General features: G+C 68.8%; 20 protein-coding genes. 11 read left to right on the top strand and 9 right to left on the bottom strand.

The annotated features are described in order from the left end of the window. Positions 1-169: 169 nt before the first annotated feature. A complete protein-coding gene (locus L0984_RS18070; RefSeq protein ID WP_234195151.1) occupies positions 170-2,266 on the top strand; it encodes a putative bifunctional diguanylate cyclase/phosphodiesterase in 2,097 nt (698 codons plus the stop codon). Between the two features lie 108 nt (positions 2,267-2,374). Here L0984_RS18070 and L0984_RS18065 read toward each other — a convergent pair whose 3' ends face one another. Next, entirely contained in the window at positions 2,375-3,688 is a 1,314-nt protein-coding gene (locus tag L0984_RS18065; RefSeq protein ID WP_234195150.1) for a flavin-dependent oxidoreductase, read from the bottom strand. A 191-nt stretch (positions 3,689-3,879) separates the two neighbouring features. Between L0984_RS18065 and rrtA the strand changes: the two genes are divergently transcribed. Beyond that, complete coding sequence (gene rrtA / locus L0984_RS18060; protein WP_234195149.1) at positions 3,880-4,416, top strand: rhombosortase; 537 nt, start codon at positions 3,880-3,882, stop codon at positions 4,414-4,416. 5 nt (positions 4,417-4,421) lie between these two features. Here rrtA and L0984_RS18055 read toward each other — a convergent pair whose 3' ends face one another. The 6 genes from L0984_RS18055 to L0984_RS18030 all read right to left on the bottom strand — a co-directional run bounded on the left by L0984_RS18055 (position 4,422) and on the right by L0984_RS18030 (position 13,410). Further along, positions 4,422-7,142 (bottom strand): endo-1,4-beta-xylanase, encoded by a 2,721-nt coding sequence (locus L0984_RS18055; protein WP_234195148.1) that lies wholly within the window; start codon positions 7,140-7,142, stop codon positions 4,422-4,424. A gap of 227 nt (positions 7,143-7,369) precedes the next feature. Beyond that, the gene (locus L0984_RS18050) at positions 7,370-8,647 is read right to left on the bottom strand and encodes a TRAP transporter large permease subunit (protein ID WP_234195147.1); all 1,278 of its coding nucleotides are present in this window, start codon (positions 8,645-8,647) and stop codon (positions 7,370-7,372) included. Next, a complete protein-coding gene (locus tag L0984_RS18045) occupies positions 8,644-9,258 on the bottom strand; it encodes a TRAP transporter small permease (protein ID WP_234195146.1) in 615 nt (204 codons plus the stop codon). The genes L0984_RS18050 and L0984_RS18045 overlap by 4 nt, the downstream gene beginning before the upstream one ends. A gap of 31 nt (positions 9,259-9,289) precedes the next feature. Further along, positions 9,290-10,504 carry a fumarylacetoacetate hydrolase family protein gene (locus L0984_RS18040; RefSeq protein ID WP_234195145.1) on the bottom strand — a complete coding sequence of 405 codons (1,215 nt, stop codon included), beginning with the start codon at positions 10,502-10,504 and terminating at the stop codon, positions 9,290-9,292. Positions 10,505-10,524: 20 nt separating this feature from the next. Further along, positions 10,525-12,306 (bottom strand): IlvD/Edd family dehydratase, encoded by a 1,782-nt coding sequence (locus tag L0984_RS18035; protein WP_234195143.1) that lies wholly within the window; start codon positions 12,304-12,306, stop codon positions 10,525-10,527. 84 nt (positions 12,307-12,390) lie between these two features. Further along, on the bottom strand, positions 12,391-13,410 hold the full coding sequence (locus L0984_RS18030) for a TRAP transporter substrate-binding protein (protein ID WP_234195141.1): 1,020 nt from the start codon (positions 13,408-13,410) through the stop codon (positions 12,391-12,393). A 149-nt stretch (positions 13,411-13,559) separates the two neighbouring features. On the opposite strand from L0984_RS18030, the gene L0984_RS18025 reads away from it, so the two are divergent. After that, a complete protein-coding gene (locus tag L0984_RS18025) occupies positions 13,560-14,558 on the top strand; it encodes a LysR family transcriptional regulator (RefSeq protein WP_234195140.1) in 999 nt (332 codons plus the stop codon). An 89-nt stretch (positions 14,559-14,647) separates the two neighbouring features. Here the strand turns inward: L0984_RS18025 and L0984_RS18020 are convergent, their stop codons facing one another. Further along, positions 14,648-15,319, bottom strand: coding sequence for a TetR/AcrR family transcriptional regulator (locus L0984_RS18020; RefSeq protein ID WP_234195139.1), 672 nt, complete (start codon positions 15,317-15,319; stop codon positions 14,648-14,650). A 237-nt stretch (positions 15,320-15,556) separates the two neighbouring features. On the opposite strand from L0984_RS18020, the gene L0984_RS18015 reads away from it, so the two are divergent. From L0984_RS18015 to L0984_RS18005, 3 genes are read left to right on the top strand one after another with little or no spacing between them, the layout of a single operon-like run. Next, positions 15,557-16,522 carry a tripartite tricarboxylate transporter substrate binding protein gene (locus L0984_RS18015; protein ID WP_234195138.1) on the top strand — a complete coding sequence of 322 codons (966 nt, stop codon included), beginning with the start codon at positions 15,557-15,559 and terminating at the stop codon, positions 16,520-16,522. Then, entirely contained in the window at positions 16,522-17,295 is a 774-nt protein-coding gene (locus L0984_RS18010) for a cyclase family protein (RefSeq protein WP_234195137.1), read from the top strand. The genes L0984_RS18015 and L0984_RS18010 overlap by 1 nt, the downstream gene beginning before the upstream one ends. 15 nt (positions 17,296-17,310) lie before the next feature. Beyond that, complete coding sequence (locus L0984_RS18005; protein ID WP_234195136.1) at positions 17,311-19,197, top strand: CocE/NonD family hydrolase; 1,887 nt, start codon at positions 17,311-17,313, stop codon at positions 19,195-19,197. A gap of 38 nt (positions 19,198-19,235) precedes the next feature. Here the strand turns inward: L0984_RS18005 and L0984_RS18000 are convergent, their stop codons facing one another. After that, positions 19,236-20,129 carry an AraC family transcriptional regulator gene (locus tag L0984_RS18000; RefSeq protein WP_234195135.1) on the bottom strand — a complete coding sequence of 298 codons (894 nt, stop codon included), beginning with the start codon at positions 20,127-20,129 and terminating at the stop codon, positions 19,236-19,238. Between the two features lie 100 nt (positions 20,130-20,229). Between L0984_RS18000 and L0984_RS17995 the strand changes: the two genes are divergently transcribed. The 5 genes from L0984_RS17995 to ssuC all read left to right on the top strand — a co-directional run bounded on the left by L0984_RS17995 (position 20,230) and on the right by ssuC (position 24,222). After that, positions 20,230-20,973: an SDR family oxidoreductase gene (locus tag L0984_RS17995; protein WP_234195133.1), complete on the top strand. Its 744-nt coding sequence runs from the start codon at positions 20,230-20,232 to the stop codon at positions 20,971-20,973. 186 nt (positions 20,974-21,159) lie between these two features. Continuing rightward, a complete protein-coding gene (ssuE, locus tag L0984_RS17990; protein WP_234195131.1) occupies positions 21,160-21,747 on the top strand; it encodes an NADPH-dependent FMN reductase in 588 nt (195 codons plus the stop codon). A gap of 114 nt (positions 21,748-21,861) precedes the next feature. Further along, positions 21,862-22,140, top strand: coding sequence for a hypothetical protein (locus L0984_RS17985; RefSeq protein ID WP_234195130.1), 279 nt, complete (start codon positions 21,862-21,864; stop codon positions 22,138-22,140). 60 nt (positions 22,141-22,200) lie between these two features. Then, positions 22,201-23,364, top strand: a complete 1,164-nt coding sequence (gene ssuD / locus L0984_RS17980) for an FMNH2-dependent alkanesulfonate monooxygenase (protein WP_234195812.1) — start codon at positions 22,201-22,203, stop codon at positions 23,362-23,364. A gap of 15 nt (positions 23,365-23,379) precedes the next feature. Further along, positions 23,380-24,222, top strand: coding sequence for an aliphatic sulfonate ABC transporter permease SsuC (gene ssuC / locus L0984_RS17975; protein WP_234195129.1), 843 nt, complete (start codon positions 23,380-23,382; stop codon positions 24,220-24,222). Positions 24,223-24,244: the final 22 nt, after the last annotated feature.

Raw genomic sequence — 24,244 nt, 5'->3', positions numbered from 1 at the left:
GGGTGAACGGAGGGCGGACCCGCACGGCCGGGCCTGTAACGCAAGCGGCGGTTACAACGATGCAAAACGATGCGCCATTCCCGCAGTCCTGCGGGCTCGCCCACCGGGAGGTGGTGGCGGCGCCCTGCGCGGGCTGCCAGGCGATCCGGCCGCATTTGCTCCGCCTCCCATGACGGCCGCTGCCATGGTGTCCAGCTACGACCCGCTGATCGTTGCGGCATCGGTGGCGCTTTCCATCGTCGTCGTCTTTGTCGCACTCGACCTGGCGCAGCGCGTGCGCACGCGGGATGCCGTCACGGCCCGCACCTGGTGGGCCGGCGGCTCGCTGGTGATGGGCACCGGCGTCTGGGCCGTGCACTTCGTGGGCATGATGGCGCACAGCCTGTCCGTGCCCATCGGCTACAGCTATGGCTTCACCGGCCTGTCATGGCTGGCGGGCGTGCTCACCTCGGCGCTGACCCTGCTGCTGGCGCGTGCGCCCCGGCTCACCGCTGCGCGCCTCGTCCTGGGCTCGGCGCTCATGACCGTGGGCCTCGTCGGCATGCACCAGCTGGGCATGCTGTCGCTGCACATGGCGCCTCAGGTGCACTGGAACCTGCCCCTGCTCGGGGCTGCCTGCGCGCTCGTGTGGCTGACATCCATGGCCACCCTGTGGCTGTTCTTCCGCCGGGACGAGGTCGAGCGGCCGTGGGTGCGGCAGCTGGGCCTGGCGATCGGGCTGGGGCTGGCCATGATCTGTGCGCACTACCTCGGCATGGCGGCCGCAAGATACGAGGAAGGCAGCGTATGCCTGAGCGCCGACGAACTCGGCGGCGACGGGCTCGTGCTCATGGTGGTCGCTGCGACGGTGCTGATGCAGATGCTCACGCTGGTCACGGCAGTGCTCGATGCCCGGCTGCGGGGCCGCACGCGCGACCTCACCCATTCGCTGGAACAGGCCCATCATCAGTTGCAGGAAGCCAACGACGAGCTCGACCGCCGTGCCGTGCTGGACCCGCTCACGGGCCTGCCCAACCGGGCCTTCTTCGACGACTGCCTGGCCGTGGCGCGCACCGGTGCCGCACGCAAGCTGGCGGTGCTCTTCGTCGACCTGGACAGCTTCAAGCCGGTCAACGATTCCTTCGGCCATGCCTGCGGCGACAAGGTGCTGCGGGAGGTGGCCGAGCGCCTGCGCCGGGTGCTGCGCAACGGCGACACCGTGGCGCGCATCGGTGGCGACGAGTTCGTCGTGCTGATGGAGGACGTCACGCGCCAGGCCGACTGCAGCCTGGTGGCCTCACGCATCCTCGACGAACTGGGCCGGCCCTTCGGGGTGGGCGAACCGCCGGTGCAGATCTCGGCCTCCATCGGCGTGGCCCTGCACCCCGACCACGGCCGCAAGGCGGCGCTGGTGGCGCTGGCCGATGCCGCCATGCAGGCCGCCAAGCGGGCGGGCGGGCGGCAGTACGCTTTCTTCGAGCCGCACATGAGCACCAACGCGCACGAGCAGCTCAGCCTGCAGGCGGAGCTGCGCCAGGCGCTGGAGCGCGGCGAATTGGTGCTGCACTACCAGCCCAAGATCGACAGCCGCCGGCGCGAGCTGTCGGGCGTGGAGGCGCTGGTGCGCTGGAACCATCCGGTGCGCGGCACGCTGGGCCCCGGCGTCTTCATCCCGGTGGCCGAGCGCTTCGGCCTGATCGGCCAACTGGGCCAGTGGGTGATCGAGGAAGCCTGTCGCCAGATGAAGGAATGGGCCCGCGCCGGCCTGCCCATGCGCGTGGCCATCAACCTGTCGGCCCAGCAGCTGCACGAGCCCGACCTGGTCGAACGCATCGACGCGGCCCTGCGGCGCAACGGCGTCGCGGCGTCGCAGCTGCTGTGCGAGATCACCGAGACCGTGACCATGGAGGACGTGAACACCACGCAGGAGGTGTTCGGCCGCCTGGCGCGCATCGGCGTCTTCATCGCCATCGACGACTTCGGCACCGGCTATTCGAGCCTGAGCTACCTGCGGCGCCTGCCCGCGCGGCAGCTCAAGATCGACCGCAGCTTCATCAGCGACCTCGAGACCAGCGCCGACGCCCGTGCCGTGGTCGATGCCGTGGTGCGACTGGCCCAGGCCCTGGGCCTGCGCGTGGTGGCCGAAGGCGTCGAGACCGCCGGCCAGCGCGACATCCTGGTCGGCATGGGCTGCGACGAGCTGCAGGGCTTCTTCTTCGCGCGGCCGATGCCCGCCGACCAGCTGGTTCAGTGGAGTCGGCGCCGGCCGTCGCTGGCGGCTGGGTGAGCGCCTCGCGCCCGCGTTGCCCCGCCAGGCATGGCCCGTTTGCGCAAAGGTCGCCCGCCTGGGGCGGTATGGGTGGGGTGCCCGCGCTCTGCTCGGCTCGCAGCGACCTCAAATCATCGCCACACGCTGCCCCGGCGCAATGGTCGGCGGCGCCGCGTTGAGCGTCTCGATGGCGAAACCGGCGGCCGCCTTGTAGCGCGCCATGAAGGCCTCGCGTTCCTCGCGCGGCAGCACCTCGTCGATGTGGTCGAACACGCCGCCGCAGCGCTCGTCCACCAGCCCCAGCAGGCCGAACGGCCCGGCGCCGCGGTTGCGCAGCACCAGCGCCGAGATGTCCTTGCACAGCCTGTCGTCGTAGGCGCGCAGCGCCTGCGGTCCGACGCCATGGGCGATGAGCTGGGCACCCAGCACCCGCGCATCCACGATGGCCTGGCTGGCGCCGTTGGAGCCCACGGGGTACATCACGTGCGCCGCATCGCCCAGCAGCGCAACGCGGCCGTCGACCCAGGTGGGCACGGGGTCGCGGTCGATCATGGGGTACTCGAAGACGTCCTTGGCCCCGCGCAGCATGGCGGGCACGTCGATCCAGCTGTAGTTCCAGCCTTCGAAGTGGTGGATGAAGTCATCGAGCTGCACGCGCCGGTTCCAGTCGCCCTGCGGCCAGCCGCCCTGGTTGTCGACCGTGATCTCGGCGATCCAGTTGATGGTGGCCAGCCCCGTGGCCGGATCGGGCGGCGAGATGGGATAGAGCACCACCCGGTGCTTGAGCGAGCCCACGCCCACGAATGACGCGCCGGTGCGCACCGGCACGCCCGGCGTGGTGCCGCGCCACATGATGGCGCCGCCCCACTGGATGGGCGGCTGCGTGGGGTGCATCTGCGCGCGCACTGCCGAATGCAGGCCGTCGGCCGCGATCAGCAGCGAGCCTGCCACTTCCTCCCGCCTGCCGTCGCGCGTCTCGATCAGGGCCGTGACGCCATCGGCGTCCTGCCGATAACCGGTCACGCGCTGGCCCAGGCGCACGGCATCGTCGCCCAGCCGGGCGCGCACGGCATCGAACAGCAGCATCTGCAGCTGTCCGCGATGCACCGAGTACTGCGGCCAGCGGTAGCCGGCGGCCAGACCGCGCGGCTCGGCATAGACCTCGTTGCCGTTGCGGCCCACCAGCGCCCATTCGCGCGCCTGCAGGCCGATGGTGTCGAGCACATCGTTGCCGAAGCCCAGGTCGTGCAGCTCGCGAACGGCGTTGGGCTGCAGGTTGATGCCGACGCCCAGAGGCTGCAGCTCGGGCACCGTCTCGAAGACGATGCACGGCACGCCGATCTGATGGAGGGTGAGGGCGGTGGCCATGCCACCGATGCCGCCGCCGGCGATGAGGATGGGGCGGGGCGCGTGTTGAGGGGTGGGGTTGTCTCCGGGCATGGCGGGCGATTGTCCATGGCTTGCGCGGGCCCACTGGCAGGCTACAGTGGCCCGCTTTTCCTCATTCCTTGCGCACCCCTGGTGCCGCTCCGTGGCTCATGCCTCAAACCCCTGAAGGGGCCGCGCACCCGGCGACATCCCCCCTGCGGTCCCCTGCCCACTGGCTCGTTCCCGCCGCGCTTGCCGGCCTGATGCTGGCCTTGCAGGCCGGCGGCGAGCCGGTGTACCAAGCGTTGCGCTACGAGCGCGCGCGCGTGCTCGATGGACAGTCCTGGCGATTGCTGACGGCGCATGTGGTGCACCTGGGCTGGGCGCACTGCCTGATGAATGCCGGCGGCCTGGCGCTGTGTGCCGCGCTCGCGGCGGGCACCCGCAGCGGGCGTGCCTGGGCTGCCGTGATCGTTGCGCTGGCCTTCGGCGTGGGAGCCCTGCTGGTGGTCGCATCGCCCGGGGCCACGAACTACGCGGGCCTCTCGGGCGTGCTCTACGGCTTGTTCATCTGGGTGCTGGCGCCGCGTGCCTGGCAAGGCGATCGCTGGGCCTGGATCGGCCTGGTGGTGGTCGTCGCCCGCCTGGGCTGGCAACTCAGCCAACCTCGCGCAGACGCGCAGCCCTCGTGGATCGGCGGCGAGGTGATGGTCGAGGCGCACCTGTACGGCGCGCTCTGCGCACTGGCGCTCTGCCTGGGGCAGGCGGCGTGGAGCCGCCTGCGGCAGGCCTGGGCCTGACGGCGTCAGGTCCCGCGCCGGCGGCGAGCCACCCCCAGTGCGACGAGGCCGGCCAGCACCAGGGCGAGGTCACCCAGGTCCAGCGCACCCCCCTTCCTGCTGAACGGCGAGGCGATGGGCATCACGGGCTGCGTGGGCTCCGTGCTCGGCGGTGTCGTCGGCGTCGTCGGGGTGGTCGGCTCATCCTCCACCGCATAGGCGGCGACGTCGTAGGCATAGAGCTTGACGCTCGTGCCTTCCTTGGGGCTGTCCGCCTGCACGGCGACGAAGCCGCCGACGGAGCCCTGCCGCTGGCTGATGGCGTTGCCGGCGTCGCGGTTGGGCGTCTCGCCATCGACCACATCCTTCAGGACGTAATGCTGCTTGACGCCGTCCTTCTCGGTGTAGAGGAACATCTTCATCTCGCCGCTTTCCGGGTCGATGGGCGTGTTGAACCACACCGCCTGGTCCAGGCTCCTTTCGGCGATCTGCGAACCCTCCTGCCCGTTCGTCTGGCGCGTGATCAGCGAGTTCCGGCCCGCCACGACGGTGCCGGTCGCTCCGTTGCCCCGGAAGACGATCTGCGGATAGACGTTGGTGCCATGGATGAAGCTCTGCATGGTGTGCCCCTCCTGGCTCGCGTAGGGGCCTGCGGCAGGGCTCTTCGCCTCCTCGAAGACGAACTTGAGGTTGTCCTGCGACAGGGCCGGCTCGGTGTCGGGCGCATTCGCGCTGCGCGACGGCACGAGGATGTCGCCCCGCAGGGTGACCGGCGTGCGCGACAGCGACTCCGGCGAAGCCGCGGTGGCGGGCTTGGTCCTGTTGGTCAATGCCGCAGGCTGCATCTTCCCGTTGAAGTCGGACTCGCCAGACACCACCATGTAGGTCCGGCCGGGCTCGAATCGCGTGACGAGTCGCCAGGCCTTCTCCGTGGACGCGTCCTTCTGCAGTTTCAGGCCCGTCGGTCCGGCGATGGCGTCCTGCGGCGACAGGACGAGCGTGGTGCGCCCATGCTTGGGCACCGGCTTCGTTTCCACGACGCCGGATGCTCTCGCCATGCCGTCGCTGCCATAGGAGGTCTTGTACTGCCTGAACGGCGTCACGCCGTCACTGAAGCGGACGTCGGCATAGGACAGGGGGGCTTCCAGGGCGTTGTAGGCGTCCATCCAGCCGACGGTCATCTTGCCGAAGGACACGACGAAGGTCGCCGTGTTCTCCACCGCCGTGGTTGTCGGCGTGGGGCCCCGCGCCGTCACCGTCACATGGCACGGCTTGCCGGGGCTCACGGCGCAGTCGGGCGGGTTGAACTTCATGCTCTCGACGGCGAACCCCGCCGGCAGCGCGACGTTGGCCGGTGTGAACACGACGTTCTTCGTGCTGGCCGGCACGTTGATGTCGAGCATCGCCTGCGCGTTCTTGCCGCCCCAGGTCCGGGCCTTGAAGCTTTCCCCGCCGTAGCTGAAGGTCGCGGTGACCCCGTTGGGCGGCAGGCCCGCATCGATGAGGTATTGCTCGGGGTCGGTCGTGGCCCAGTACGCCTCCTTGGGCTGACCGACGGCGGACCACGGATAGCCGTTGGTGTGATAGCCCGGGTCCGTCATGCCCCACCAGGTCACGCGGTGCACGCCGCCCTTGTACTCGGGGTGACGCCCTCCGGGTCCGGCCGCGTACTCCTTCAGCAGGCTGAAGAGCTTCGCGTACTGGATGCCCTGTTCCTTGAACAGGGCGTCCATCTCGGGGCCATTCTGGATCCGCTGGCCCTTGTCCAGGCCCAGCGTGGGCGCGAGATCCAGCTCGGTCAGGTCGACATTCACCCCGGTCTCGAGGTAGGTCTTGATGGTGCGCTCGAAGGCGTCCATGTTGAGCCGCATGTCCCAGTGGCCCTGCGTGCCGATGACTTCGACCAGCGGCCTGGGCTTGCCCTTGGCGTCCAGGAGCACCCGTCCCTTGCCGGCGGCCGATTCGGCGGCGTAGCGTTCGTTGAACTCCTTGACCATCGATGCGATCGCCGTGGCCTTGGAGGCGCGCTCGTTGTCGTTGAAGTCGTTGTAGTTCAGGATGGCGGTCGTGTTCTGCCGCGCGTAGTAGAACGCGTCGTACATGTACTCCCAGCTCTTGCCGCCCTTGGCGTAGGCCTGGGCCCAGCGGGACGGCCGCTCCTCGGGGCTGTAGCCCGTGCGCAGGGCATTGCGCCAGTCGGCCGGGTTGTCGGGGTTGTCCTTGAATGCCTCGTTGACGACGTCCCAGGCGTAGGTCTTGAACGGATCCAGGTCGAAGTGGCCGGCCACGGTCCGGACGTAGTACTCCAGGTTGGTCTTTGCCGTGGTGTAGTCCCATGGCGTCTCCCATCCGCCCGTCGAGGTCAGGACGTTCGCGGCCGGCCACAGGGCCGACTGGTTGTGCCAGAGCAGCACATGCCCGTTGACCTTGATGCCGCGCGCATTGGCTGCGCTGATGTCGGCGTTGATGCCGGTCGTCAAGTTGGTGAGGAAGGTCGGGGTCGGATTGGTGCTCCCGCCGTTCCAGAACTCCGGCTTCATCGCGTTGCCCGGCGTCACCACGTTGAAGTGCTTCAGGGTCATGGCACCGGTGGAGTTTTCACCGGGGACCACGTTGGTCCCGAAGTAGCTCGCGCTCAGATTGGTGCTGCCGATCAGGAAGTAGTTCTTGTAGACGTCCTTGAGCGCCGGCCAGTTGGCGGGGTCGGTGGGTCGCTCGGCCGCCAGGGCGCCGTGGGTGGCCACCACGCCGGCCGCCAGGGCGACCAGGAGGCGCCTGGCGTCCAGTCTTCCGGCGCGGCTCCTCGTCCTCCCGGCGAGCCCGCCGGTTCGAGGCCGCCTGCTGGGCGGCCCGGCGTCAGGCGCCTTTGCGCCCGGCCGCGATGTGGCCGGACGGGATCCGATGGTCAGATGCATGCTTGTCTCCTTTGATTTGGGAGAGGAATCTCTCCCCTGTTGTCGATGCACTCAGCGCGTCAATAGAACCAGCGCAGCGGTGCCAGCACCAACTGCGGAAAGAGGACCAACAGGAACATCACCGCGAACTGCGTGGCCATGAAGGGCATCACGCCGCGGGTCACCTCGTCCATCTTCATGCGGCCCACCCCGGCCACCACGTTGAGGATCGTTCCCACGGGGGGTGTGACCAGGCCGATGGCGTTGTTAATGATGAAGAGCACCCCGAAGTAGATGGGGTCGATGCCGGCGGCCTTGATCAGCGGCATCAGGACCGGCGTCATGATGAGGATGGTTGGCGTCATGTCCATCGCCGTGCCCACCACCATGACCAGCACCATGATGGCGATCATCAGCAGCGTCTGGTTGCCCAGCAGCGGGCGCAGCAGTTCCACCACCTGTTGCGGCAGGTCGGCCACCGTGATGAGCCAGGCCGACACCATGGCAGCGGCCACCAGGAACATCACCACGGCCGTGGTGCGTGCCGCCGTGACGAAGATGTGGAAGAGCGCGCGCAGCGGCAGTTCGCGGTAGATCACGTTGCCCACGAAGAGCGCATAGACCGCGGCGACCACCGCCGCCTCGGTGGGTGTGAACACACCCATGCGCAGGCCCACGAGGATGAACACCGGCAGCATCAGCGCCCAGACCGACTCCCGCGCCGCGGCCCAGATTTCGGCGCGCGATTTGCGCGGCGGCAGCGCCAGCGTCTCCTTGCGGCCCAGCCACCACCAGGTGAGCGCGAGGCCGGTGCCGATCAGGATGCCGGGGACGATGCCGGCGATGAACAGCTTGCTGATCGACACGTTGGCCGTGACACCGAAGATGACGAAGCCGATGCTCGGCGGGATGATGGGGCCGATGACCCCGGCCGCGGCGATCAGGCCGCCCGACACCTCCTTCTTGTGCCCGGCCTTGATCATCATCGGCAGCAGCAGGGCCGTGAGCGCCGCGGCATCGGCCACTGCCGAGCCGGACAGCGCCGACAGCAGGCAGCCGGCGAGCACGACGACATAGCCGAGCCCGCCCTTGACGTGGCCGACCAGCGCGAGCGCGAAGTTGACGATGCGCTGCGACAGCCCGCCCACGTTCATGATCTCGCCGGCCAGCATGAAGAAGGGCACGGCCAGCAGCGGGAAGCTGTCGGCACCGTTGATGAAGTTCTGCGCCAGGATCTGGGCATCGAACAGGTCCAGGTGCCACATCAGCGCGACGCCGCTGGCGAGCAGCGCGTAGGCGATGGGGATGCCCAGCGCCATCGCTCCGACGAGGCTGGCGAGGAAGATGAAGACGGTCATGGTCGCTGTCCGCCGGCCTTGCTGCCGGAGTGAGGGGATTGGAAGAGGTCGTGGGCGGCGTCGTCGCGCGCAAGCTGGGCCTGCAGGGCCTCGAGCTCGGCCTGCTCTTCCGATTCCTTGACCATGACGAGCTCGCTCTCGCTGATGCGCCCGGTCAGCACCCGCGCCAGCTGCAGCAGGAGCAGCAGGCCGGCCAGGACCGAGAAGACCACACCCGAGGCGTAGAAGATGGCCACCGGGGCGCCCGTCACCGGCGCCTCCATGTCCAGGTTCAGCCGTGCCTGCACCCAGCTGCCGGTGAGGAACAGCCAAGTCACGTAGAGCATCAGCAGGTGCCCCAGCACCAGGCAGACCTTCTTGCCCGTGGCGCTGAGGCGCGAGACCAGCATGTCGGTGCCCAGGTGGGCCCCGTCGCGCAGCGCGACCACGGCGCCCAGGAAGCACAGCCAGACGAACAGCCAGCGCGACAGTTCCTCGCTCACCGCGATGCCGGAGTTGAGGACGTAGCGCAGGACCACGTTGCCGAACACCAGCACCACCATGAGGGCGAGCGCGGCGGCGATCAGGATGTCGATGGCGCGGCAGAAGCGCGCGATGGTGGTGTCGATCATGGGCAACTCCGGGCGGTGCTCGACGCGGCCATCACAGCCGTGCCCCTTGCAGCAGGCCGCGGTCGGCCAGGTTGCGGATCAGCGCGCGCAGGCCGAACTGCCAGGGCGGTGCCGCCTCGCAGTGCGTCACCCGGTTCTGCAGGCGGCCCAGCCAGTGGCTGTGGATGGTCACCACGTCACCGAGCTTGTGGGTGAAGCCGCCGCCGGGCTGGTCGCGGTCTTCGACCGGCGCGAACAGCGTGCCCAGGAACAGCATGAAGCCGTCCGGGTACTGGTGGCAGGCGGTCGTCTGGTGCACCAGCTCTTCAGGGTCGCGGCTGATGCTGGCCATGGTGTTGATGCCGCGCAGCAGGTAGCCGTCCTCGCCGCTCACCTCCAGGTGCACCGTCTCGCTGCGGAGCTGGTCCAGGCCGAAGCCCTCGTCGAAGAGGCGGATGAACGGGCCGATGGCGCAGGACGCGTTGTTGTCCTTGGCCTTGCCGAGCAACAGTGCGCTGCGGCCTTCGATGTCGCGCAGGTTGACGTCGTTGCCCAGCGCGGCCCCGACGATGGTGCCGCGGCTGTTGACGGCCAGCACCACCTCGGGCTCGGGGTTGTTCCAGGTCGACTCGGGGCGGATGCCGATGGCCTGGCCATGGCCCACCGACGCCAGCACGGGCGCCTTGGTGAAGACCTCCGCGTCCGGCCCGATGCCGACCTCCAGGTATTGCGACCACAGGTTCTTCTGCTGCAGCAGGCGCTTCAGCGCCTGCGCCTGGGCCGAGCCGGGGCGGATGTCGGACAGGTCGGTGCCGATCAAGGCCGTGACCTGGCCGCGCAGTGCCAGCGCGCGGCTGGCATCGCCGCCGGCCTGCTCCTCGATCACGCGCTCGATCATGCTGGCGGCGAAGGTCACGCCGGCGGCCTTGACCACCTGCAGGTCGCACGGCGCCAGCAGCCAGGGCAGGGCCGGGTCCCGGCCTTCGGCTTGGCTGTTGTCGAGCAGCGCCTCGACGCTGCACAGGTAGTCGCCGTCCGCCGAGCGCACCGCCCGTGCCGGATCGTCGCTTTCGAGCAGCGTGCTCATGGTGGCGAAGTGGCGGCTCAGGTCGAACACGCCGTCGGGGCGCAGGGCCACCACGGCCGGGCCGGCTGGCGTGCCGGCGCACCAGGCACGGGCCACGAGCGTGCCGGCCAGGCCATCCATCGGCAGCACGGGGTGCAGGGCAGGGCTGCGCTCCGGCAGGGCCGTCGTTGTCACAGTCATTCGGATTTCCTTGGGCGTGATCAATGGTTGTGGCGCGGCGTGCGCTCGGCGATGCGCCGGTACTTCAGGGCCATGTCCAGCGTGGCGCCGTCCACCAGCTGTCCGGTGTTTCGGCGGTACATCTCTTCCCAGGGGGACTGGCTCGGCGGCAACTGCGGCGCGGGCAACTCGTGCTGGCGCCGGGCGATCTCCTCGTCGGACACCAGGGCGTCGCAGCGGCGGGCATTGAGATCGACACGGATCACATCGCCGGTCCTGAGCCAGCGCAGGCCGCCGCCCACGGCGCTTTCGGGCGACACGTTCAGGATCGAGGGGCTGTCGGCCGTGCCGGACTGGCGTCCGTCGCCGAGGGTCGGCAGCGCCTGGATGCCGCGCTGGATCAGGGCATCGGGTGGCTGCATGTTGACCACCTCCGCCGAGCCCGGCCAGCCGATGGGGCCGGCGCCCCGCATCACCAGGATGCAGCCTTCGTCGATCTCGAGCGCCGGATCGTTGATGCGGGCGTGGTAGTCGTCGGCGCCATCGAAGACCACGGCGCGCGCCTCGAACACGTCCTCGTGGCCCGGCCGGCTCAGGTAACGCTCGCGGAAGCTGCGCGAGATGACCGAGGTCTTCATGATGCCGAAGTCGAAGAGATTGCCGCTCAGCACCAGGAAGCCCGCCTTGGCCATCAGCGGTGCGTCGAAGGGGCGGATGACTTCGCGATCCGTGCTTTCGCGGCCCTGGACGTTCTCGCCCACGGTCTTGCCCGTCACGCTGGCGCAGTCGCCATGCAGGCGGCCGGCCTGCTGCAGTTCCCACATGAGCGCCGGCACGCCGCCAGCGCGGAAGAAGCGCTCGCCCAGGAACCTGCCGGCGGGCTGCATGTCCAGCAGCAGCGGGAGGTCGTAGGCATGGTCCGTCCAGTCCTGCGGCCGCAACTCCACGCCGGCGTGGCGGGCCATGGCCATGATGTGCACCTGCGCATTGCTGGATCCGCCCGCGCAACTGACCACCGACAAGGCGTTGAGGAAGCTCTCGCGGCTGAGGATGCGCGAGGGCCGCAGGTCCTCGAAGGCCATGCCGACGATGCGGCGGCCCGTCTCGTAGGCCATCTGGCCGCGTTCGCGGTAGGGCGCCGGGATGGCGGCACAGCCCGGCAGCGCGAGACCGAGCGCCTCGGCGACGGCATTCATCGTGGACGCCGTCCCCATGGTGTTGCAGTGCCCCGCCGAGGGCGCACTGCTGCAGGCGCGCTGGAGGAACTCCTCCTCATCGATCTCGCCCGCCGCCAGTTGCCGGCGGCTGCGCCAGATCACCGTGCCCGAGCCCACCAGCTCGCCGCCATGCCAGCCGTCGAGCATGGGGCCGCCCGACAGCACGATGGCCGGGATGTCCACGGTGCTCGCGGCCATGATGCCCGCCGGCGTGGTCTTGTCGCAGCCGGTGGTCAGCACCACGGCGTCGATGGGATAGCCGTACAGGATCTCGACCAGGCCCAGGTAGGCCAGGTTGCGGTCGAGCGCGGCGGTGGGCCGGCGGCAGTTCTCGAAGATGGGGTGCACGGGGAACTCCATCGGAATGCCCCCCGCATCGCGGATGCCGTCGCGCACACGGCGCGCCAGGTCCAGGTGGATGCGGTTGCACGGCGACAGGTCGCTGCCCGTCTGCGCAATGCCGATGATGGGCCTGCCCGAACGCAGTTCGGCGGGTGTCAGTCCGTAGTTCATGAAGCGCTCCAGATAGAGCGCCGTCATGTCGGAGCGATGTGGGTCTGCAAACCATTCGCGCGAGCGAAAGCTGCGACCAGCTCTGTTGTCCATGGCTGTCGACGTCGGAAAGGGGAGGATCGAAGGAAGCGGCCGCATGGCCGCCTCCATCCCGCGGGGCAGACTTGCCCGAGGGACTTACTTGCTGTCCGTGGTGCTGCCGCGCACCTTGGCGAGTTCGCCGTTCATCTCGGCGGTGGTGTCCTCGCCGTATTCCTTGCTGAACTTGGCCAGCACCGGCTGCAGCTTGCTGCGCATCTTGGCCTGCTCGGCCGGGGGCAGTTCGGTGATCTGCATGCCGGCCTTCTTCAGGTCGGCCAGGGCCGTTTCGGAGAAGGCGCGGATCGTCTTGCGCTCATACAGCGTCGCTTCCTGCGCGGCGTCCTGCACGATCTTCTGCTCCTCCGGAGAGAGGCCGTCCCAGGTCTTCTTGGACATCAGCAGCACCCAGGCGCTGTACATATGCCGCGACAGCACCAGGTGCTTCTGCACTTCGTAGAACTTGCTGGCCAGGATGGTGGCCGGCGGGTTCTCCTGCCCATCGACGGCCGCCTGCTCCATTGCCGTGTACAGCTCCGTGAAGGGCATGGGCGTGGCATTGGCGCCCAGTGCGTTGAAGGTTTCGAGGAACAGCGGGCTCTGGATGACGCGCAGCTTCAGGCCGCTCAGGTCCTCGGCGCGCTGCACCGGCCGGCGCGAGTTGGTGACATGGCGGAAGCCGTTCTCCCAGAAGCCCAGGCCGATCAGGCCCTTCTCCGGCAGCTTGGCCAGCAGCTTCTGGCCGAAGGGACCGTCCAGCACCGCATCGGCTTCCTTCTCGTTGTTGAAGGTCATGGGCAGGTTCAGCACGCCGAAGGGCTTGACCAGCGACACCAGCGTGGAGCTGTCGGGGATCGTCATCTCCAGCGTGCCGCCGCGCAGGGCCGAGGTCATGCTGAGGTCGTTGCCCAGCGATCCGCTGGCGTAGACCCGCGCCGTCAGCTTGCCGCCGCTCTTGGCCGCCAGCCGGTCGGCGAAATGCTTGAGGGCCAGGGCCTGCGGATGGTCATCGCTGAGGCCGGTGCCGATCTTGAATACGTGCTCCTTGATCTGCGCAGCGGCGGAGCCGGCCAGTGCGGCCAGCAGCACAGTCGCCAGGCCCAGTGATCTGATCTTCATGATGTCTCCAGAATGGAATATGCAGGGGCGCGGCGACCTTGCCGCGATGCGCCGGCCCTCTGTGGAGCCGTACTCGACGCACCCGAAGGCTAGGTGACGGCCACCTGCCGGTCCACTGACTTTTTCGTTAGCATCCATTCCAAATGCTGATGAGTTCAGACTCGACTTCCGGTAAATCCACGCTGCTGGCGCAAGTCTCTCGTCTTCGTTTCCGGCATTTGCAGTTCCTCGACATTCTTGGCAAGACGCGCAATCTGCGGCTGACGGCCGAGCAGATGTACATCACCCAGCCGGCCGCCACAAAGGTGCTGGTGGACATCGAAGAGATGCTGGAGGCGCGCCTGTTCGATCGCCTGCCGCGCGGCATGCAGCCGAACGAACTGGGCCTGTTCACCCTGCGTTATGCGCATTCCGCGCTGGACGGCCACCGCAGGTTCGTGGACGAGTTCAGCACCCTGAAACAGGGCGGCCATGGCCATCTGACGATCGGCGCCATCTCGGGCTCCGCGGCACACCTGCTGATCGCGGCGGTGGCCGAGCTGCAGCGCCTGCGGCCACTGCTGGTGGTGAAGGTGCTCGAACAGAGCAGCGACCAGCTGATCGTGTGGCTGGCCGAACGCAAGATCGACGTGATGATCGGCCGCTTCACCGACGAGGCCCATCGCGACCAGTTCCGCTACGAGAACCTGAGCGGCGAGACGCTGGAGATCGCCGCAGGGGTGCACCATCCGTTGCGCGGACCGAATGCGCCCTCGCTCAGGGAGCTGTCGAACTGGCCGTGGATCCTCTATCCGCCCTCGACCGCACTGCGCAGGGTGTCGGACGACATCTTCAGCAGCACGGGCCTGTCGCTCACCTCGGGCATCGTCGAGACGCCGTCCTTCCTGTTCGCCCTGGAGTTGATGCAGAGCACCACGATGCTGTCGCTGCAGCCCGCCGCCCTGGTGGACAAGTACGTGCGGCGGGGGCTGCTCACGCGCATCGCGGCCGATCTCCCCAATCGGATGCCCGACTTCGGCCTGATCACGCTGCAGGGCGAGCCGCCCAGCACGGCGGTGCTGGCCTTCATGGACGTGATCCGCAACATGGCCAACCGACAGGCCGAGACGACGCCGGCCTCGGACCCGGACCGCACGGCGACTGACTGAGGCACGCCTCGCCAGCAGGTGGACGGGGGCTCGCCAGCCCCGGCACCTCCGCGCGCCGAAGTGGCCATTGCCGCCGAGTGCCGGGGTCCTTACGGTCCCGACACCGGCGCGCGCAGGCCGCCCACGATGAAGTCCACCAGCGCGGCTTCCATCGTCTGCAGGTCGTCGCGCGCGGCCTTCTTGCCGGCAAGCCGCTGCAGGCGCTGCGCCCGGCCGCGGTCGCTGAGCGACAGAACGACGGTACTGACCATCAGCATGTAGCGCAGGGCCATGAGGCCGGGCGGGACCTCCGGCAGCGCCTTGAGCAGGGCAGCTACGAACTTCTTGGCCATGGGATCGAAATGCTTGCCTACCACGCGCTCGGTCATGGGCGAGGGTGACAGGCGGTGCTTGAGGATCAGCTGGGCAAGCAGCCGGCCCTCGGTCGATGCCGCCGGTCCGACATAGGGGGCGACGAAGGCCCGCACGATCGCGCTCACCGCGGGCTTGCGCGCGGCCTGGGCCGCACCCGCCGTGATGGCTTCGAGCGCCATCACCCGCTGCGCATTGAGGCGCTCGGAGAGTTCGCCGAACACCGCTTCCGCCAGGGCTTCAGTGCTGCCGAAGTGGTAGTGCACCGCGGCGACATTCACGCCGGCATCGGCGGTCAATGCGCGCACCGGCACGCCATCGATGCCGTTCTGTGCGTACAGCTTGAGCGCCGAATCGATGATCTTCTGCCGCGTGATCCGGTCGGGCGGAAGGCTGCGGGGTGCTGCCATGGGCGTGGTCGTGGTGGTCTGGGGTGCCCCGTCAAGCCAGCGGATGCGGCGTGCAGGCCGCGGCGATTCTGCCTCAGCACCGCGTGCAGCCGGCGCAAGGGCCGTCATCGTCCGACGCGACCGACGTCGCAAAAACATTTGATTGAAACGGCCGTTTGAATCGCCTAGACTGGCGCGGCCGGCCGATGGCTGCGGGACCGGACCCACGCGCCGCAGGCGCCCAGAAGGAGACAAGCGATGTTGAACCGAAGAGAGGCCCTCGCCGGCCTGGCCGCCGGCCTGGCGGTGCCGATGACGCAGGCCGCGCCGACCCTGCCCGACATGCTGAGGATCGTGATGCCCTTCCCGGCAGGCGGCGCCCTCGACGGCATGACCCGCATCTTTGCGGACGGCTACCAGAAGGTCACGAGCCGGACCTGCCTCGTCGACAACAGGCCCGGCGCAGCCACCACCATCGGCGCGGCCGAGGTGTCGCGGGCCCGGCCCGACGGTTCCGTCGTGCTGTGGACCACCGGCGGACACCTGACCAATGGCGTGCTGATGAAGAAGCTGCCCTACCACCCCATCGATGGCTTCACGCCGCTGACGATGGTCTATTCCACCTACGGCTTTGCTCTGCTGCATCGGGCCGACGGCCCCTTCAACAGCGTGGCCGACTTCGTCGCCGCCGCCAAGAAGCAGCCGGGCCGATTCAGCTACGCCTCGGCGGGCAACGGCAACACGACGCACGTGGTGGGCGCGCTCTTCGCCAAACAGGCCGGCATCGAGCTCATCCATGTGCCCTACAAGGGCACGCCGCTCACGGACCTGATCAGCGGCGTGGTCGATGTGTCCTTCATCGCGCCGTCGTCGGTGATGCAGTACATCGAGGCGCGCAAGATCAAGGCGCTGGCCATCACCGGCGCGCAGCGCGCCGACACGCTGCCCAACGTGCCCACCTTTGCGGAGCTGGGCATGCCCGAGATCGACGTGCCCGCGTGGATCGGCATGCTCGCCCCGCCGCGGATGCCGCCCGACGTGCTCGCCGCGCTGTACGACGGCGTCGCCAGGACCCTGGCCGATGCCGAGTTCAAGTCGAAGATGGTGGCCTTCGGCAACCAGGTATCGGGCATGCCGCCGGAGCGCTTCAAGGCCTACCTGCAGCAGGAGTACGCGCGCTACCAGCGCATCCTTCCGCCGCTGGGCATCGAAATGGACGCCTGATGTTCAAGCGCATCGTGGACCTCTCCATCTATCTGGAGAACGACGTCATCTCCGATCCACCGGCCTTCGCGCCGCGGATCCATTACATGGACCACCAGCAGAGCTTCAGCCGGCTGTCGCAGTTCTTTCCGGGCCTCGAGCCCGGGGATCTGCCCGACGGCGAGGCCTGGGCCGTGGAGAAGGTCGAGCTCAGCACGCACAACGGCACGCACCTGGATGCGCCCTGGCATTTCGCGTCGACCATGAACCACGGCGAGCCCGCGATCACCATCGACCAGGTGCCGCTGGAATGGTGCATGCAGCCCGGCGTGAAGCTGGACTTCCGGCATTTCGAGGACGGCTACATCGTGCAGCCCGAGGACGTGCAGGCCGAGCTCGCCCGCATCGGCCACACGCTGCAGCCGCTGGAGATCGTGATGATCAACACCCGCGCGGGCAGCCGCTATGGCCAGCCCGACTTCGTGCAGGCCGGCTGCGGCATGGGCTATGCGGCCACCATGTACCTGCTGGAGCGGGGCATCCGCGTGACCGGCACCGATGCCTGGAGCTGGGACGCGCCTTTCCAGTACACCGCCGAGCGCTATCGGCGCGACGGCGATGCGGCCATCATCTGGGAAGGCCACAAGGCCGGCCGTGACATCGGCTACTGCCACCTCGAGAAGTTGCACAACCTCGAGGCCCTGCCGCCCGATGGCTTCTTCGTGTCCTGCTTTCCGGCCAAGGTCCGCGGCGGCTCGGCCGGCTGGACCCGCGCCGTGGCGCTGTTTCAGTAAGGAGATCGGTCCGCGATGATCGTCGAGAAGAATGTCAGCATCCGTCTGCAGGACGGCACCGAACTCAAGGCCAACGTGTTCCGTCCGGAGGGCGGGGCGCCGGTGCCCGTGCTCATGACGCATGGCCCCTATGGCAAGGACCTGCATTTCGAGGACGGCTTCAAGCCGCAGTGGGACGAGCTCAAGCGGCTCTATCCTGGCCTGGACACCGAAGGCAGCTCCGGCCGCCATCTGCGCTGGGAGGTGGCCGACCCGGAGCGCTGGGTGCCCTGGGGCTATGCCCTGGTGGTGGTGGACAGCCGCGGCGCAGGCGAATCGCCCGGCAAGCTCTGGGTCTGGTCGCCGCAGGAGACGCGCGACTATGCCGAGTGCATCGAATGGGCCGGCACGCAGCCCTGGTGCAGCGGCAAGGTGGGCCTGCTGGGCATCTCGTACTACGCCATGAATCAATGGCAGGTGGCGGCGCTGCGGCCGCCGCACCTGGCCGCCATCTGTCCGTGGGAAGGCGCCAGCGACCTGTACCGCGACGCCAGCCACCATGGCGGCATCTTCGGCAACTTCTTCTTCGAGTTCTGGTTCCCCAAGCAGATCCTGTCGGTGCAGAACGGCCATACGGCCAGCCCCTTCGTCGACCGCGAGACCGAGATGCAGATGACCGGTGAGCTACTCAGCCGCGAGCAGGTCGAGGCCAACCGCGTCGACGTGATCGAGGAGTTCCGTTCGCATCCCTTCGAGGACGACTGGTACCACGCCCGCACGGCGCGGCTGGCAGACATCGAGGTGCCGCTGCTGTCGGCCGGCAACTGGGGCGGCATGGGCCTGCACCTGCGGGGCAACGTCGAGGGCTTCCTGGGCGCCGGCTCGCGGCAGAAGTGGCTGCAGATGCACGGCGGCACGCACTGGGAGTCCTTCTACCTGCCGCAGTACGTGCAGATGCAGAAGCGCTTCTTCGACCACTTCCTCAAGGGCGAGGCCAACGGCTGGGACACGCAGCCGCCCGTGCTGCTGGAGGTGCGGCACCCCGACCACTTCGAGCCGAGGGCCGAGCACGAATGGCCGCTGGCCCGCACGCAATGGACGCCGCTGTACTTGGACGCTGAGGCGCTGACGCTGTCGGCCGACCCCGTGTCCACGGAATCGCAGACGACCTACCCGGCGCCGGGCCGCGGCGTGGAGTTCACCAGCGCGCCGATGGCCGTGGCCAGCGAGTTCACCGGGCCGGTGTCGCTGGTGCTGTGGGTGCGCGCCACCTCGACCGACATGGACCTGTTCGTGACCCTGCGCGCCTATGCGCCGGATGGCCAGGAGGTGCTGTTCCGCGGTGCGACCGATCCGCAGGTGCCCGTGGCCCAGGGCTGGCTGCGGGTGTCGCACCGCCGGACGGACCCGGCCCGGTCACGACCGGGCCGGCCGTTCCACACCCACACCGAGGGCGAGCCCATGGTGCCCGGCACCGACTACCGCGTGGAAGTGGAGATCTGGCCCACCTCCATCGTGCTGCCCGCGGGCTACCGGCTGGCCGTGCGCGTGGATGCGCAGGACTTCGAGCGGGAGGGCGCTACTGGGCCGCGTAAGGGATCGGGGCCCTTCCTGCACACGGATCGCAGCGACCGGCCGGCCTCGATCTTCCACGGGGAGAACACGCTGTTGACGGGCGGACGGTATGACTCGCATCTTCTGCTGCCGCTGGTGCCGGCGATGCGTCGAGCATCGGACGGGGCGGAAGACGTCGCGACAGCCGTGCGGCAAGGCTACGTAGGGCGCCACCCCGAAAGGCCCGACAGCATGGATGCGCTCGAAGCGGGCGCGCTTGATGACGTTCACGACGAAAACCAAGGGCGCATCAAGCTCGGGCTGCAGGGGCCCAGCCGGGCGGCGTACCGGCCGAGAAGCACCGCCTGATCGGCGCAGTCGCGTCCGTCCAACTTCTGGGGGTCAGTTCAAAGCCGCCGCGCGTAGTGGCTGGGTGGCTGCCCCACATGCCGCGCGAACGCCACGCTGAACGCGCTGGTCGAGCCGTAGCCGAGGTGTTCGGCGATCGCCGAGACGGACAGTTCGCCTCGCCGCAGCAATTCCTTCGCGAGTTCCATCCGCCAGGCGAGCAGGTACGCCATCGGTGCGACCCCAACCGTCCGCATGAATCGCTCGAAGAAGCCGGACCGCGACAGGGCTGCGATCCTGGCGAGCTGGCCGACCGACCAGCGTCGGTCCACATGGGCATGCATCTGCTTCAGCGCGGCCGCCAATCGCGCATCGCCCAGGCCGCGCAGGAGGCCGGGCGGGGCGCTTTCCGACGTGGTCGAGCGCATCGCCTCAACGAGCAGCATTTCGGCCAGCCGGGAGCGCATGAACGCGTTGCCCGGCTTTTCATCCAGGGTCTCCTCAGCGACCATCTGCACGAGTTGGGACAGCCGCAGCGAAGCGCGCACGTGCACCACTTGCGGCAGCAACGACACGAGCAGGCCCGGATCCGCGCAGTCGAAGATGAACGATCCGCCCACCGAGCGCATGTCGGGCGGGCCGGTCTGCTCGCCATAGCGCAGTTCCGGCCCATCCGGCACCTGGGTGGGGTCCAGGTGGACCGGTGGCACCGGGACGTCGCTCGACAAGGTGAAGGCCGGCGTCGTGGGAAGAAGCACGAAGTCGCCAGCGCTGAGCATCGTGGGCTCGTGTCCGTCCACGGCCAGCCTGCAGCCTCCCTCCAGCATCACGCAGAAGCTGGGCCGGCCGAACTCGGCATAGCGCACGGCCCAGTTGCCCCTGCCGCTGATCAGGTTGGCGAACACGGCCTCGGGACGAAGCAGCTGGACGATGTCGGAGAGTGGGTCACTCACATTGGATGATCGCTAAAGGAATGTGGACTTTCCGGTATCGGAAATCCGGGAGCTTTCCCTATCGTTGCATCCGAGTCAACACCCCACCTCGGAGCACGAAATGAAGACTGTATTGATCACCGGCTGTTCGTCCGGCTATGGCCTGGAAGCCGCCCGTCACTTCCTGGCCAAGGGCTGGAAGGTCATCGCCACCATGCGGACCCCCCGAGCGGACCTGTTCCCGGCCTCGGAGAGGCTGCGCATCCTGCCCTTGGATGTCACTCGGCCCGAGAGCATCGGCCCGGCCCTGGAGGCTGCGGGGCCCATCGATGCGCTCGTCAACAACGCGGGCATCGGTCTGTTCGGCGCATTCGAAGCCACGCCCATGTCCACGGTGCGCGAGGTTTTCGAGACCAACACCTTCGGCGTCATGGCGATGTGCCAGGCCGTGATCCCGCAGTTCCGCGAACGCGGTGCCGGCATGATCGTCAACGTCACGTCCAGCGCCACGCTGGCCCCGTTCCCGCTGGTGGCCGCCTACACGGCCAGCAAGACGGCCATCGAGGGCTTCACGGCGTCGCTGGCGCATGAGCTCAAGGCCGTGGGCGTGCGTGTCAAGCTCGTCGAGCCTGGCTACGGGCCTTCCACCAACTTCACCGCCAACGGCCACCAACGCATGCAGGGCCTGGTCACAAAGCCGTACGAGCCCTTCGCCCATGAAGTGTTCGCAGGATTCGGGCGGCTTTGCGCCGTGACCACTGCCACGGATGTCGCCCAAGGCATCTGGGACGCCGCCAACGACACGTCCGAGCGGCTGCATTTCCCGGCGGGTGCCGACGCCGTGGCGCTGGCGCGGGCGATCTGACAAGGTGGGGCCGCTGCCACGCGCTTCGGCTTCGCGCCCTCCCTTACTCGTTTTCCGCATGTCGACCTGAGAACTCAGTCGTTCGCGGCGCCACGGCCTCTGCCCAGAATCGGCGCCATCGACAGACATCCACAACGACCGACCCATGGCGCCGCGCCCGCAGCGGGTGCCGTGGTCCTGATGCCCATGCCCCCCGTTCTCCTCATCGCCGGCAGCCCTTCGGCGCCTTCCCGTTCCACCGCCTTGCTGCATGCCGTGACCGACCGGCTGGCGCAGCGCGACGTGGAGGCGCGGCTGCTGCAGGTGCGCGACCTGCCCGCCGCATCGCTGCTGGCGGCCGATGTGTCGGCACCGGCGATCGCACAGGCCGTGGCCGCGCTGGCCGACGCGCCGGCCATCGTGGTGGCCACGCCCGTCTACAAGGCCGCGTACAGCGGCCTGCTCAAGACCTTTCTGGACCTGCTGCCGCAGACGGCGCTCAAGGGCAAGACGGTGCTGCCGCTGGCCACGGGCGGCAGCCCGCATCACATGCTGGCGCTGGACTACGCGCTGCGGCCCGTGCTGCAGTCGCTGGGCGCCCGGCACATCCTGCCGGGGGTGTATGCCAGCGATGCGCAGGTGACGCTGGTGCCCGAAGGCGCCTACCACCTGCAGGAAGAGCTGGACGCCCGCCTGGCCGAGGCCGTGCAGACGCTGGCCGCCGAAGGGCTGAACCTGCCGACGCAGCGCGGCTTCGCGCCGGTGGCCTTCAGCAGCGTGCGATGTAGCGTCTGACGCCAACCGGGCGGCGCCGTCGCCGTCCTGCCTTCCTTCCCCTCCCATTGCTCTCGTGCGATGGCTGCCGCTGGCGGCCTGGGCCGTCGCACGCCTTTCAACGACGAGATCGCCATGAGCCTTCCTGCCCTGCGGCGCACCGACGCCGAGCCGATCCACCCCGTGTTGCAAGACCGCCATCGCGCGCTCTCGCAGACGGCACTTCGCATCATCGGCGTCACGGCGCTGGCCTGGGGCGTACGCCTGGCCGACGCACAGACGGCCCGTGCGCCCGCCGCGGGCCCCAAGCCCGGCGCGCTGAATGCATTCCAGCGCCTGCGCAGCGCTGCGGGTGCCGGCAAGCGCCGGCGCGTGCGGCTCGTGCCTGCGGCCTTGCTCGCGCATTCCTGGTGACGGGCGCCGCTTCGTCCGCCCTGTCTGCCAACGACCCATCACCGACATCCTCCCATGAGCCTGCAGCTGTTCTGGTTCCTTCCCACCCATGGCGACAGCCGCTACCTCGGCAGCACCGAGGGCGCCCGGCCGGTCGATCTCGCCTACCTGCAGCAGATCGCGGGTGCCGCCGATTCGCTCGGTTATGAAGGCGTGCTGATTCCCACCGGCCGTTCCTGCGAAGACCCGTGGGTGATCGCATCGAGCCTGATCGGCGCCACGCGCCGGCTCAAGTTCCTGGTCGCGGTGCGGCCGGGGCTGCACCAGCCCTCGCTGGCGGCGCGCATGGCGGCCACCTTCGACCGCCTGAGCGGCGGGCGGTTGCTGATCAACCTGGTGACGGGCGGTGATCGTGCCGAACTGGAGGCCGACGGCGTCTTCCTGGGCCATGCCGAGCGCTACGGGCAGTCGGCCGAGTTCATCCGCGTGTGGCGCGAGATCGTGGCACGCAGCCATCACGGCGAGGCGGTCGACTTCGACGGCCGCTACATCCAGGTCAAGGGCGCGCGGCTGGTGTTTCCGCCGGTGCAGCGGCCGCATCCGCCGGTGTGGTTCGGTGGCAGCTCCGAGGCGGCGCATGCGCTGGCGGCCGAGCAGGTCGAGCGCTACCTCAGCTGGGGCGAACCGCCCGCCGAGGTGGGGCGCAAGCTGGCCGATGTGCGGGCTCGGGCCGAGCGTGTCGGCCGCAAGGTCGAATTCGGCATCCGTCTGCATGTGATCGTGCGCGAGACCGAGGAAGAGGCCTGGCAGGCCGCCGATGCGCTCATCAGCCGCGTGGACGACGCCACCATCGCCAAGGCCCAGGAGGCACTGGGCCGCATGGATTCCGAAGGCCAGCGCCGCATGGCCGCGCTGCACCGCAAAGGCGCCAACCGCAGCCGCGAGGCGCTGGAGATCAGCCCGAACCTGTGGGCCGGCGTGGGCCTGGTGCGCAGCGGCGCCGGCACGGCGCTGGTGGGCAATCCGCAGCAGGTGGCCAAACGCATCCGCGAGTACGCGGCGCTGGGCATCGATGCCTTCATCTTCTCGGGCTATCCGCACCTGGAAGAGGCCTATCGCTTCGCCGAGCTGGTGTTTCCACTGCTGCCGCGTGCCGTGCAGCAGCGACTGGCCGGGCAGGACGGCCCGCTGGGCGAGGTGGTGGCCAATGTGGATGCGCCCTCGCGGCTGCGCGCCCAGGGTTGAGCAGGAAGGACGTCCATGACCCAACAAGCACAAGCATTGCCGGCCCCGGCCGCGCTCTCCCGCTCCGCCGAGACCGGCGGTCTTCGCAGCTTTCTGGTCGGGCTCGGTCAGCGGCTGCTGCCCTGGGCGGTGCCCGTGCTGCTCGTCGCGCTGTGGCAGGCGGGCTCGTCGCTGGGCTGGCTCTCGTCGCGCGTGCTGCCGGCGCCGGTGGACGTGCTGCGCGCCGCTTGGCAGCTCACCGTCTCGGGCGAGCTGTGGACCCATGTGAAGGTCAGTGCCGGCCGCGCGCTGGCGGGGCTCGCCGTGGGCGGCGGGCTGGGCCTGGCGCTGGGGCTGCTGACGGGCTCCGTGCGCTTCTTCGAGACGCTGCTGGACTCCACCATCCAGATGGTGCGCAACATCCCGGCGCTGGCGCTCATCCCGCTGGTGATCCTGTGGTTCGGCATCGACGAGTCGGCCAAGCTGTTCCTCATCAGCGTGGCGGTGTTCTTCCCGATCTACCTCAACACCTTCCACGGCATCCGCAACGTCGATCCGCAGCTGATCGAGATGGGCCGCACCTATGGCCTGTCGCGCTGGCAGCTGTACCGGCAGGTGATCCTGCCGGGGGCGCTGTCGTCCATCCTGGTGGGGCTGCGCTTTTCGCTGGGGCTGATGTGGGTGATCCTGATCGTGGCCGAGACCATCTCGGCGCAGGCGGGCATCGGCTACCTCACGATGAACGCGCGGGAGTTCCTGCAGACCGACGTGGTGCTGGTGGGCATCCTGCTCTATGCGCTGCTGGGCAAGCTGGCGGACCTGTTTGCACGCGGGCTGGAGCGGTGGTGGCTGCGCTGGCATCCCGGGTACCAACGATGACCGCCGACCGACTTGGAGTGAC

This window comes from Pseudacidovorax sp. NFM-22, from assembly GCF_021401245.1.
GTDB lineage: Bacteria > Pseudomonadota > Gammaproteobacteria > Burkholderiales > Burkholderiaceae_C > Xenophilus.
This window is presented reverse-complemented; position numbering and strand designations above follow the sequence as displayed.

Coding starts and splice junctions, on each gene's coding strand:
- L0984_RS18010 (WP_234195137.1), top strand. CDS start 16,522: ATGTTCAAGCGCATCGTGGACCTCTCCATCTATCTGGAGAACGACGTC.
- L0984_RS18005 (WP_234195136.1), top strand. CDS start 17,311: ATGATCGTCGAGAAGAATGTCAGCATCCGTCTGCAGGACGGCACCGAA.
- ssuC (WP_234195129.1), top strand. CDS start 23,380: ATGACCCAACAAGCACAAGCATTGCCGGCCCCGGCCGCGCTCTCCCGC.
- L0984_RS18050 (WP_234195147.1), bottom strand. CDS start 8,647: ATGACCGTCTTCATCTTCCTCGCCAGCCTCGTCGGAGCGATGGCGCTG.
- L0984_RS18035 (WP_234195143.1), bottom strand. CDS start 12,306: ATGGACAACAGAGCTGGTCGCAGCTTTCGCTCGCGCGAATGGTTTGCA.
- L0984_RS18030 (WP_234195141.1), bottom strand. CDS start 13,410: ATGAAGATCAGATCACTGGGCCTGGCGACTGTGCTGCTGGCCGCACTG.
- L0984_RS18040 (WP_234195145.1), bottom strand. CDS start 10,504: ATGACTGTGACAACGACGGCCCTGCCGGAGCGCAGCCCTGCCCTGCAC.
- L0984_RS17985 (WP_234195130.1), top strand. CDS start 21,862: ATGAGCCTTCCTGCCCTGCGGCGCACCGACGCCGAGCCGATCCACCCC.
- L0984_RS18070 (WP_234195151.1), top strand. CDS start 170: ATGACGGCCGCTGCCATGGTGTCCAGCTACGACCCGCTGATCGTTGCG.
- L0984_RS18045 (WP_234195146.1), bottom strand. CDS start 9,258: ATGATCGACACCACCATCGCGCGCTTCTGCCGCGCCATCGACATCCTG.
- rrtA (WP_234195149.1), top strand. CDS start 3,880: ATGCTGGCCTTGCAGGCCGGCGGCGAGCCGGTGTACCAAGCGTTGCGC.
- L0984_RS17995 (WP_234195133.1), top strand. CDS start 20,230: ATGAAGACTGTATTGATCACCGGCTGTTCGTCCGGCTATGGCCTGGAA.
- L0984_RS18015 (WP_234195138.1), top strand. CDS start 15,557: ATGTTGAACCGAAGAGAGGCCCTCGCCGGCCTGGCCGCCGGCCTGGCG.
- ssuE (WP_234195131.1), top strand. CDS start 21,160: ATGCCCCCCGTTCTCCTCATCGCCGGCAGCCCTTCGGCGCCTTCCCGT.
- L0984_RS18065 (WP_234195150.1), bottom strand. CDS start 3,688: ATGCCCGGAGACAACCCCACCCCTCAACACGCGCCCCGCCCCATCCTC.
- L0984_RS18020 (WP_234195139.1), bottom strand. CDS start 15,319: ATGGCAGCACCCCGCAGCCTTCCGCCCGACCGGATCACGCGGCAGAAG.
- L0984_RS18025 (WP_234195140.1), top strand. CDS start 13,560: ATGAGTTCAGACTCGACTTCCGGTAAATCCACGCTGCTGGCGCAAGTC.